The sequence below is a fragment of the Rathayibacter sp. AY1D1 genome, from assembly GCF_002932635.1.
Classification (GTDB): domain Bacteria; phylum Actinomycetota; class Actinomycetes; order Actinomycetales; family Microbacteriaceae; genus Rathayibacter.
Map to the genome: position 1 here is coordinate 57,285 of NZ_PSVY01000020.1, position 9,618 is coordinate 66,902.

Below are 9,618 nucleotides of genomic sequence, written 5' to 3' on the forward strand. Positions count from 1 at the left end.
CACCTCGTACAGCCGACCGCGGAGCGGATGACGACGAAGGAGGAATCCGCTCGATCGAGCACCGCCGAGCTCACCGCCGAATCGCGTTCCAGCGATTCGCCGTAGCGGTACGCTCCCCGCTCCACGAAACGCCCCACCTCGGACAGCCGACCGCGGAACGGATGACGACGAAGGAGGAATCCGCTCAATCGAGCACCGCCCGCTCAGTCGAGCAGCAGCGCCGGTTCCTCCAGCACGCTGGCGACGTCGGCGACGAAGCGGCTGACGACGTCGCCGTCGACGACGCGGTGGTCGAAGGAGCCGCCGACCGTGGTGACGAAGCGGGGGCGGACCTCGCCGTCGACGACCCAGGGCTTCTGCTTGATCGTGCCGAGGGCGATGATCGCGACTTCGCCGGGGTTGAGGATGGGGGTGCCCGTGTCCATCCCGAACACGCCGATGTTGGTGATGGTGATGGTGCCGTTCTGCATGTCGGCGGCGGTGGTCTTGCCGTCGCGGGCGTCGAGGGTGAGCTTCTCGAGGGCCTGGGCCAGTTCGAGGAGGCTCATCGACTGGGCGTCCTTGACGTTGGGGACGAGCAGTCCGCGCGGGGTGGCCGCGGCGATGCCGAGGTTGACGTAGTGGCGGACGACGATCTCGGTGTCGGTCCAGGCGGAGTTGACGGTGGGGTTGCGGCGGACGGCCCAGATGATGGCCTTGGCCATGATGAGCAGCGGCGAGACCTTGACGCCGGCGAAGTCGGGCGAGTTCTTGAGGCGCTTGACGAACTCCATGGTGCGGGTCGCGTCGACGTCGACGAAGACGCTGACGTGGGGCGCGGTGAACGCGCTCGTCGACATCGCGGCGGCGATCGCCTTGCGGACGCCGCGCACGGGGATGCGCTCCTCGCGGTCGTCGCCCCAGGCGGGGGTCTGGATGTTGCGGAAGACGCTGGCCTGGGAGGCGTGGCGGATGACGTCGTCGCGGGTGACCTCGCCGGCGAGGCCGGTGGCCTGCACCTCGAGGAGGTCGACGTCGAGGTCCTTCGCGAGCTTGCGGATCGGCGGCTTCGCGATGACGGGGAGCGCGGCGGCGGCCGGCACGGAGGCGGGCCGGGATCGCGGGCACCTCGGAGCCGATCGAGCCGGCTCCGGCCTGGACGGTGATGATCGCGGTGCCGACGTCGACCGTCTGGCCCTCGTCGACGAGCACGTCGACCACGGTGCCGCTGAACGGCGAGGGGAGCTCGACGAGCGACTTGGCGGTCTCGATCTCGACGAGGACCTGGTTGACGGCCACCTCGTCGCCGACCTTGACCTTCCAGGCCACGATCTCGGCCTCGGTGAGGCCCTCGCCGACGTCGGGGAGGAGGAACTGCTCTGTCATCGGGGGGACTCCTGTGGGCTCGTGCGGGCGGATGTCGCGCGCGTCAGTACGCGAGCGAGCGGTCGACGGCCTCGAGCACGCGGTCGACGTCGGGGAGGAAGAGCTTCTCGACCTTGGCGGGCGGGAAGGGGGTGTCGAAGCCGGCGACCCGGAGGACCGGCGCCTCCAGCGAGAAGAAGGCGCGCTCGGTGACGGTCGCCGCGATCTCGGAGCCGAGGCTCACGTTCGCGGACGCCTCCTGCGCGACGACGAGCCGACCGGTCCTGCGGACCGACGCGAGCAGCGGCTCCCAGTCGATCGGGGAGAGCGAGCGCAGGTCGACGACCTCGACGCTCGTGCCCTCCTCGCCGGCGAGCTCGGCGGCCTGGAGGAGGACGGCGACCATCGGGCCCCAGCCGACCAGCGTGACCTCGGTGCCCGGGCGGACGACGCGGCTGGCGTGCAGCGGCGCGGCGGATCCGCTGAGGTCGACGTCGCCCTTGGGCCAGTAGCGGCTCTTGGGCTCGAAGAACATGACGGGGTCGTCCGAGGCGATGGCCTCCTGGATCATCCAGTAGGCGTCGTTGGGAGTCGACGGGCTGACCGCGCGCAGGCCCGCGGTGTGCGCGAAGTACGCCTCGTTGCTCTCCTGGTGGTGCTCGACCGCTCCGATGTGCCCGCCGTAGGGCACGCGGATGACGACGGGCATGGTGATCGCACCCTCGTGGCGGTTGGTCATCTTGGCCAGCTGCGAGGTGATCTGGTCGAACGCCGGGTAGATGAACCCGTCGAACTGGATCTCGCAGACCGGGCGGAAGCCGCGCATCGCGAGCCCGATCGCAGTGCCGACGATGCCGGACTCGGCGAGCGGCGTGTCGAGCACGCGCTTCGCCCCGAACTCGGCGTGCAGGCCCTCGGTGATGCGGAAGACGCCGCCCAGGGGGCCGATGTCCTCGCCCATCAGGAGGACTCGGTCGTCCTGCGTCATCGCGCGGCGGAGGCCGGCGTTGAGCGCCTTGGCCATGGACATGGACTCGAGCTGCGACCCGGTGAGGGGCGGCTGCGCGGCCGTCGTGCTGGTGTCGATCGTCATCACTCGCCTCCGAACGATTCTTCGTAGCGCTGCAGCCACGCCTTCTGCTCCTCGACGAGCACGTGCGGCTCCGAGTAGACGTGGTCGAACATGACGCCCGTGGGCGGGACCTCGAGGGCGAGGAGGCGGCGGCGGATGTCGGACGCGAAGTCCTTCGCCTCCTCGTCGACCTCGTCGAAGAAGGACTGCTCCACGCCCTCGCTCCGCAGGAACGCGGCGAAGCGGGTGATCGGGTCCTTCGCGACCCACGAGGCGAGCTCGTCGTCGGTGCGGTACTTCGTCGGGTCGTCGCTCGAGGTGTGCGCGCCGATCCGGTAGGTCAGCGCCTCGATGAACTGGGGACCGCCGCCGGAGCGCGCGTCCTGCAGGTGCTTGGCGGTGACCGCGTAGCTCGCGAGCACGTCGTTGCCGTCGATCTGCACGCCGGGGATGCCGAAGCCGGAGGAGCGGAGGTAGAGGGGGCTGCGCGACTGCGTGGCCACGGGGACCGAGATCGCGTAGTGGTTGTTCTGGAGGAAGAAGACCTCGGGAGCCTGGTAGCTCGCGGCGAAGACCATCGCCTCGCTGACGTCGCCCTGGCTGGAGGCGCCGTCGCCGAAGTAGACGACGACGGCCGCGTCCTTCTCGGGGTCGCCCGTGCCCGTCGCTCCGTCGAGGGTGAGGCCCATCGCGTAGCCGGTCGCGTGCAGGGCCTGCGAGCCGAGCACCAGCGTGTAGAGGTGGAAGTTCCCGTTCGTCGGGTCGGTCGGGTCCCAGCCCCCGTGCGTCGTGCCGCGCAGGAGCGCGAGGACGCCGAGCAGGTCGATGCCGCGGATCTTGCCGACGACGTGCTCGCGGTAGGAGGGGAACACGTGGTCCTGCGGGCGCATCGCGAACGCGGAGCCGACCTGTGCCGCCTCCTGGCCGTGGCTCGGGACCCACAGTCCGAGCTGGCCCTGGCGCTGCAGGTTCGCGGCCTCGGTGTCGAAGCGGCGGACCACCGCCATCTCGCGGTAGAAGGAGCGGTGCTGCGCCTCGTCCACCCCGTCGAGGTAGGAGGCGTACTGCTCGGCCGCGGGGGTCGGCGAGAACCGCCCGTCCGCGGAGAGGAACTGGACAGTCGGCGACTCCGTGCTGGTGGCTACCACCCGACTAACCTATCCGTCTCGCGGGGTGGCCCTCGGGGAGGGAAGCCACAATCTCGGCCGCCGCGCTGAGGAGCTTGTCGACAGAGCGCGCCTCGCCGACGGAGACGCGGATCCCCTCCGGCGGGAACGCGCGGACCACGACTCCCGCGCGCTCGAAGACCTCGGCGGCCCGCGCCGTGTCCTCGCGGGTGTCGAACCAGAGGAAGTTCGCCTGCGACTCCGGGATCGTCCAGCCCTGGTCGAGCAGCGCCCGCCAGAGGTCGTCGCGGAGGCGGGTGATGCGGTGGACGCGCTCGAGGAGCTCCTCGCGGTGCTCGAGGGAGGCGACCGCCGCGGTCTCGGCGAACCGGGTGACCGAGAGCGGGATGGCGGTGGAGCGGGCGGCGTCGAGGATCCGCGCGTGGCCGATCGCGTAGCCGACGCGGAGGCCGGCGAGGCCGTACGCCTTGGAGAAGGTGCGGGCGATCACGAGGTTCGGGTAGCGGCCGAGCAGGCGGGTGCCGTCCACGGCCCGCTCGTCGTCGACGAACTCGGCGTACGCCTCGTCGAGGAGCACGAGGACGTCTCCCGGGACGCGCTCGAGGAGCGCCTTGACGTCGTCGGCGGTCGCGACGGTGCCGGTGGGGTTGTTGGGGCTGCAGACGATCAGCAGGCGGGTGCGCTCGGTGACGGCGTGGGCCATGGCGTCGAGGTCGTGGGTGTCGTCGGCGCGCAGCGGCACGCGCACGCTGGTGGCGCCCGCGGTCGTGACGAGCGAGGGGTAGGCCTCGAACGAGCGCCAGGCGTAGACGACCTCGTCGCCCGGGCCCGCCGCCGCGGTGATGAGCTGGGCGATGACCGCGACGGAGCCGGCTCCGACGATCACCTCCTCGATCGGGACGCCGTACTCCGCGGCGAGCGCTGTGCGCAGGGCGGTCGCCGCCGCGTCCGGGTACCGGTTGAAGTCGTCCACCTCGCGGACCCGCGCGAGCACGGAGGGCAGCGGGTCGAACGGGTTCTCGTTGGAGGAGAGCTTGAAGGCGTCGGCGGCGGCCGCGCGGCCCTGCTTGTAGGCGGGGAGCGCCAGGATCTCGGGGCGGAGGCGGACGGGAGGCTCCTGCTGGTCGGTCACCCGCCCCATGCTAGGCGGCGCGGCGGCGGGCGCCCCGCCGTTCCGCGCGCGCCGTCCCCCGCCCTCGACGGGCGTGCGCCGGCCCCCTTCCCACCGGTCGAGCGCCGCCGGTGCGGCCCGGAGGTGCGGCCGACCCGGGTCTCGGATGCGCGAACCGCCCCGCTGACCGGCGCCCACGGCGGCCGTCCCCCGATTAGGGTGCAGTGATGCGGAGTCGAGGGCGAGCCGAGCGGCGCGGGGGTGCGCGCCCGCTCCTCCGGGGCGCCACGGCCGCGATCGCCCTGCTCGTCGCCGCCGGCGCGCTCACCGGATGCACGCCCTCCGCGGAGGGCACGCAGGCGACCCCGACTCTCCGCGAGACGTCCATCGACGTCGCCGCGCCTCCGGCCTACACCGCCGCGCGCGAGGCCGGCCTCGCGCTGCGGGACGACTCGCTCGCGCTCCTCACCGCGACCGACGGCACCGTCGCGGGCGCGGCCCGCACCGATCTGCTGGTGGCGATCGGATCCCTGAACGCAGCCCTCGAGGGAGTCTCGGCCGACGCCATCACCACCGCGACGACCGCGGCCGGGGAGCAGCGGACGGCGCTGGCCGAGCGCGTGCTCGGCCTCGCCACGTCGACCCTCGCCTCCGGTCGCGGATCGACGTCCCGGCGGGCGGTGCTGACCGACGCGGTCGAGCAGCTCCGGAGCGCTCTCGCCTCGGGAGCCGCGGTCGCTCCGCTGGCCGTCGCCGTGATCGAGGCGCGCGAGCCGCTCGTCCCGGAGCCGGGCAGCGGATTCGCTCCTCCCCCGCGCCCCGCGCCTCCCGCAGCTCCCCGGCCGACCACGGCGCCCGCGCCCACCCAGGAGCCGACGCCCGATCCCCCGGCTCCGGAGCCGGCTCCCGCGCCCGCCCCCGAGCCGACCGAGGCCCCGCAGCCGACGGCGGAGCCCCTGCCGCAGCCCGAGCCCACCGCGGTGCTCCCTCCGCGGACCTGCGCCGACGACCCCCGCCTCTGCACTCCTGCGCCCGAGCCGACCATCGGCGGGCCCCTCACCTGAGCCCCGGCTCGCGGCCCGCCCCGCCTGCGGGGATAGTGGAGGCATGAGCAGACTCCTCCTCGGCCTCCTGACCAACGCCGTCGCGATCTGGCTCACGACCCTGGTCGTGGCGGGCGTGCGCGTCGACCCGTACGAGGAGGGCCCCGCCGCGGCGGTCCTCACGTACCTGCTGGTCGCGGTGATCTTCGGCGTCGTCAACGCCGTCGTCGGCGGAGTGGTGCGGGTGGTCGCGTTCCCCCTGTACGTGCTGACGCTCGGCCTGGTCTCGTTCCTCGTCAACGGCCTCCTGCTGCTCCTGACCGCCTGGATCAGCGGCCTCTTCGGCTTCGGCCTCGTCGTGGACGGCTTCTGGTGGGGCGTGCTCGGCGCCCTCGTGCTCGCACTGGTGAACTGGTTCATCGGCCTCCTCCTGCGCCCCTTCCTCCGCCGCCGTCAGGACTGACACCGCCGGCTCGGCAGCCAGCATCGGCCGCGCCGCCGCCGCCCGGGAGGCGTCGCGCGCCATCGGTGGACGACGGCCGCGATCGGCCTGCTGTGGAGGAGCCGCGGTGCGCCATGATGGGCGGGTGACCCCCGACTCCCCTGCGCCCTCGGCCTTCGCCGTGTGCTTCGTCTGCACCGGCAACATCTGCCGGTCGCCGATGGCCGAGGTGGTGCTGCGCTCCCTGGCGGAGCAGGCGGGGCTCGGCTCCACGATCGAGATCAGCTCGGCCGGCACCGGCGAATGGCACCTCGGCGAGCACGCCGACAGCCGCGCCCTCGCGGCGCTGGAGCGTCACGGCTTCGACGGGGGCCGCCACCGCGCCCAGCTCTTCGACCCGTCCCGCTTCGCCGAGTTCGACCTGGTCGTCGCGCTCGACCACGGGCACGAGCGCGCGCTGCGCTCCTGGGCGCGCACCGAGGTCGACCGGCAGAAGATCCGCCGCCTGCTCGACTTCGAGCCCGGCCTCTCCCCGCAGGGCGACGTCCCCGACCCCTACTATTCCGATGCGGCGGCGTTCGACTCGGTGCTCGCGCTCATCGAGCGCGCCTGCCGGGCCCTCTTCGCCCAGATCGAACCAGGACTGCGCGGCAACCGCTCGGTCCGCCCCGACTCCACCGACGCGCGCGCCGCCCTCGCGCAGGACACCTGAGAACCGGAAGGCACCACCGCATGACCTCGCTCCCCACCCAGCCGCTGAGCCCCCTCGACGGTCGCTACAGCGGTGCCGTCTCGTCGCTCGGCGAGTACCTCTCGGAGGCGGGGCTGAACCGCGCGCGGGTGCACGTCGAGGTCGAGTGGCTGCTGGCGCTGACCGACCGCCGCCTCTTCGGCTCCGAGCCCGTCGACGCGGCGACCGCCGAGGAGCTGCGCCGCCGCGCCCGCGACTTCGGCCAGCCCGAGATCGACGAGCTGGCGACCCTCGAGGCCCGCACCCGCCACGACGTGAAGGCCGTGGAGTACCTCGTCCGCCAGTGGCTCGAGGAGCTGGGCCTGCAGCGCATCGCCGAGCTCACCCACTTCGCCGCCACCAGCGAGGACATCAACAACCTCTCCTACGCGATCGTGGTCCGTCAGGCCGTCGGCGAGATCTGGCTGCCGAAGCTGCGCTCGGTCGTCGCGTCGCTCCGGGAGCTGGCCGTCCGCTACCGCGACGAGTCGATGCTCAGCCGCACCCACGGCCAGCCCGCGACCCCGACCACGATGGGCAAGGAGTTCGCCGTCTACGCCTACCGGCTCGAGCGGGTCGTCGCGCAGATCGAGGCGACGGAGTACCTGGGCAAGTTCAGCGGAGCGACGGGCACGTTCGCCGCGCACCTCGCCGCCGACCCCGGCACCGACTGGCCCGCCCTCGCGGAGGAGTTCGTCACCTCCCTCGGCCTCGTCTTCAACCCGCTGACCACCCAGATCGAGTCGCACGACTGGCAGGCCGAGCTCTACGGCAGGGCCGCGCACGCGAACCGCATCCTGCACAACATCTGCACCGACGTCTGGACCTACATCTCGCTCGGCTACTTCCGGCAGATCCCCCAGGCCGGGGCGACCGGCTCGTCCACGATGCCGCACAAGATCAACCCGATCCGCTTCGAGAACGCCGAGGCGAACCTCGAGCTCTCCAGCGCCCTGCTCGACTCGCTCGCGCAGACCCTGGTCACCTCGCGCCTCCAGCGCGACCTCACCGACTCGACCACGCAGCGCAACATCGGCGTCGCGTTCGGCCACTCCCTCCTCGCCCTCGACAACATCGCCCGCGGCCTGCTCGAGATCGACCTCGACCCGACCGCCCTCGCCGCCGACCTCGACGGCAACTGGGAGGTGCTGGCCGAGGCGATCCAGACGGTGATCCGCGCGGAGGTGGCGGCCGGCCGCTCCTCGATCACCGACCCGTACGCGCTGCTGAAGGACCTGACCCGCGGCAAGCGCCTCGGTGCCGACGACATCGACGTCTTCGTGCAGGGTCTCGACATCGGCGACGCGGCGAAGGAGCGCCTGCTGGCGCTGACGCCGGGCGGCTACACGGGCCTCGCCTCGTCGCTGGTCGACCGCCTGAGCTGATCCGCCGGGCCGCGAGCGCGCGGGTGCCGCCGTCCTCGAGAGCGAGCACTCCGACTCCTGCGTGCTCGCGGCGGCGCGGTCGACGGCGGCGCGATGTCGGGGGTCGCACCTAGCGTCGGCGGCATGTCAGCGTGCGCGATCGGAGGGTGCGCCTCCTCGGCCGAGACGGGCGCCCCCCTCGCGCTCTGCGCGGCGCACCTCGGGCTCGCGCACGACTGGGTCGCCCGCGAGGACGGCGTGATCGACGTCCTGCCCTCGCCGTGCGCCGCGTGCGGGTCCCGCCTGGGCGTCCGGCTCCCCTCCGCCTGGCTCTGCGCCGCCTGCGAGTGGCGGCTCGGCGACGCTCCCGACGGCGAGCTGCCGCCGCCCCGGGTCGACGTCGTCTACTACATCCGCTTCGGCGAGCGGATCAAGATCGGCACCAGCGGCAATCCCCGGCAGCGCCTCCACCGGCTCCGGCACGAGGAGCTCCTCGCGTTCGAGCGCGGCGGGCGAGCACTCGAGCAGCACCGGCACGCCCAGTTCGCCGACGAGCGCCTGGAGCGCACCGAGTGGTTCGCGCGCAGCCCCGCGCTCGACGCCCACATCGAGACCGTGCGCGCCGGGGAGCCCGACCCCTGGGCCCTGCACCGCCGCTGGCGCAGCGAGGCGCTGGCCCTGCGGCTCTGACGCGTCGGCTGCGAGCGGGCGGCTGCGACTCGACCGCTCCGACTCGCCGGCTCCCACTCGACGGTTCCCGCTCGCCGGCACTGCGTCGGCGGGTCCCGCTCCGCCGAGCCGGACACCGGGACGGAGCGACGGGGACGGAGCGACGGGGACGGGTCCCGGAGGACCGTCCCGCAGCCGCCGCGCGACGCGCTCAGCGCCCCCAGGCGTCGACGAGCAGCGGACCGCGGACATCGCGGAGCCGGTCGACCAGGCGGTCCGCCAGCGCGGCCGTGACCCCCGTGGCGACCAGGTCGTGGGGGCCGAGCGGCAGCAGCTTGCCCGTGCGGATGCGCACCACCTCCCAGCCGGCGGAGCGGAGCGCGCGGTCCTTCCGCCGGTCGGCCTCCTCGCGGTGCCCGACGTGCTCGAGTCCGTGACGGCCGGTGGAGTCGTACTCGATCGCGACGCGCAGCTCGCCGAGCACCAGGTCGGGCCACGCCTCGCAGTGCTCGAAGAACGGCCGCGCGAGACGCACCGCCGTGTGCGCCGGATCGAAGACGAGCCGCTCGGCGAGGAGCGCCCGGAGCCGGGCCTCGACGGCGGAGGCGGGAGGAGGCGCGCACCGGCTCGCGAAGGGCTCGCCGACGGGGAGGTCCGGCGTCTTCGGGCACACGCGGGCGGGCCGGGGTCGGGAGCGCGCCCGCGTGTGCCCGAAG

At 73.3% G+C, this 9,618-nt stretch carries 8 protein-coding genes and 2 pseudogenes; 5 read left to right on the plus strand and 5 right to left on the minus strand.

The features are described from left to right. Positions 1-203 precede the first annotated feature (203 nt). The 4 genes and pseudogenes from C5C56_RS12600 to hisC form a co-directional block, all read right to left on the minus strand. Positions 204-1,365, minus strand: a pseudogene (locus C5C56_RS12600) (dihydrolipoamide acetyltransferase family protein). 43 nt (positions 1,366-1,408) lie between these two features. After that, the gene (locus C5C56_RS12605) at positions 1,409-2,374 is read right to left on the minus strand and encodes an alpha-ketoacid dehydrogenase subunit beta (RefSeq protein ID WP_181028888.1); all 966 of its coding nucleotides are present in this window, start codon (positions 2,372-2,374) and stop codon (positions 1,409-1,411) included. A gap of 62 nt (positions 2,375-2,436) precedes the next feature. Continuing rightward, positions 2,437-3,564 carry a thiamine pyrophosphate-dependent dehydrogenase E1 component subunit alpha gene (locus C5C56_RS12610; protein ID WP_104226633.1) on the minus strand — a complete coding sequence of 376 codons (1,128 nt, stop codon included), beginning with the start codon at positions 3,562-3,564 and terminating at the stop codon, positions 2,437-2,439. A 4-nt stretch (positions 3,565-3,568) separates the two neighbouring features. Continuing rightward, positions 3,569-4,684 carry a histidinol-phosphate transaminase gene (gene hisC, locus C5C56_RS12615; protein ID WP_104319725.1) on the minus strand — a complete coding sequence of 372 codons (1,116 nt, stop codon included), beginning with the start codon at positions 4,682-4,684 and terminating at the stop codon, positions 3,569-3,571. A 197-nt stretch (positions 4,685-4,881) separates the two neighbouring features. Here hisC and C5C56_RS12620 point away from each other — a divergent pair, with 197 nt between their 5' ends. The 5 genes from C5C56_RS12620 to C5C56_RS12640 all read left to right on the plus strand — a co-directional run bounded on the left by C5C56_RS12620 (position 4,882) and on the right by C5C56_RS12640 (position 8,923). Further along, on the plus strand, positions 4,882-5,718 hold the full coding sequence (locus tag C5C56_RS12620; RefSeq protein ID WP_104328117.1) for a hypothetical protein: 837 nt from the start codon (positions 4,882-4,884) through the stop codon (positions 5,716-5,718). Between the two features lie 43 nt (positions 5,719-5,761). After that, on the plus strand, positions 5,762-6,160 hold the full coding sequence (locus C5C56_RS12625; RefSeq protein WP_104225199.1) for a phage holin family protein: 399 nt from the start codon (positions 5,762-5,764) through the stop codon (positions 6,158-6,160). 124 nt (positions 6,161-6,284) lie between these two features. Beyond that, positions 6,285-6,851 carry a low molecular weight protein-tyrosine-phosphatase gene (locus C5C56_RS12630; RefSeq protein ID WP_181127746.1) on the plus strand — a complete coding sequence of 189 codons (567 nt, stop codon included), beginning with the start codon at positions 6,285-6,287 and terminating at the stop codon, positions 6,849-6,851. A 20-nt stretch (positions 6,852-6,871) separates the two neighbouring features. After that, the gene (purB, locus tag C5C56_RS12635; protein ID WP_104319727.1) at positions 6,872-8,254 is read left to right on the plus strand and encodes an adenylosuccinate lyase; all 1,383 of its coding nucleotides are present in this window, start codon (positions 6,872-6,874) and stop codon (positions 8,252-8,254) included. 123 nt (positions 8,255-8,377) lie between these two features. Further along, positions 8,378-8,923, plus strand: coding sequence for a GIY-YIG nuclease family protein (locus tag C5C56_RS12640; protein WP_104225197.1), 546 nt, complete (start codon positions 8,378-8,380; stop codon positions 8,921-8,923). Positions 8,924-9,113: 190 nt separating this feature from the next. On the opposite strand, the pseudogene C5C56_RS12645 reads toward C5C56_RS12640, so the two are convergent. Then, positions 9,114-9,618 (minus strand): annotated as a pseudogene (locus tag C5C56_RS12645) (hypothetical protein); the annotation flags it as partial.

Excerpts from the sequence above, each read along its gene's own strand:
- C5C56_RS12625 (WP_104225199.1), top strand. The coding sequence starts at position 5,762 with ATGAGCAGACTCCTCCTCGGCCTCCTGACCAACGCCGTCGCGATCTGG.
- C5C56_RS12640 (WP_104225197.1), top strand. The coding sequence starts at position 8,378 with ATGTCAGCGTGCGCGATCGGAGGGTGCGCCTCCTCGGCCGAGACGGGC.
- C5C56_RS12605 (WP_181028888.1), bottom strand. The coding sequence starts at position 2,374 with ATGTCCATGGCCAAGGCGCTCAACGCCGGCCTCCGCCGCGCGATGACG.
- hisC (WP_104319725.1), bottom strand. The coding sequence starts at position 4,684 with ATGGGGCGGGTGACCGACCAGCAGGAGCCTCCCGTCCGCCTCCGCCCC.
- purB (WP_104319727.1), top strand. The coding sequence starts at position 6,872 with ATGACCTCGCTCCCCACCCAGCCGCTGAGCCCCCTCGACGGTCGCTAC.
- C5C56_RS12620 (WP_104328117.1), top strand. The coding sequence starts at position 4,882 with ATGCGGAGTCGAGGGCGAGCCGAGCGGCGCGGGGGTGCGCGCCCGCTC.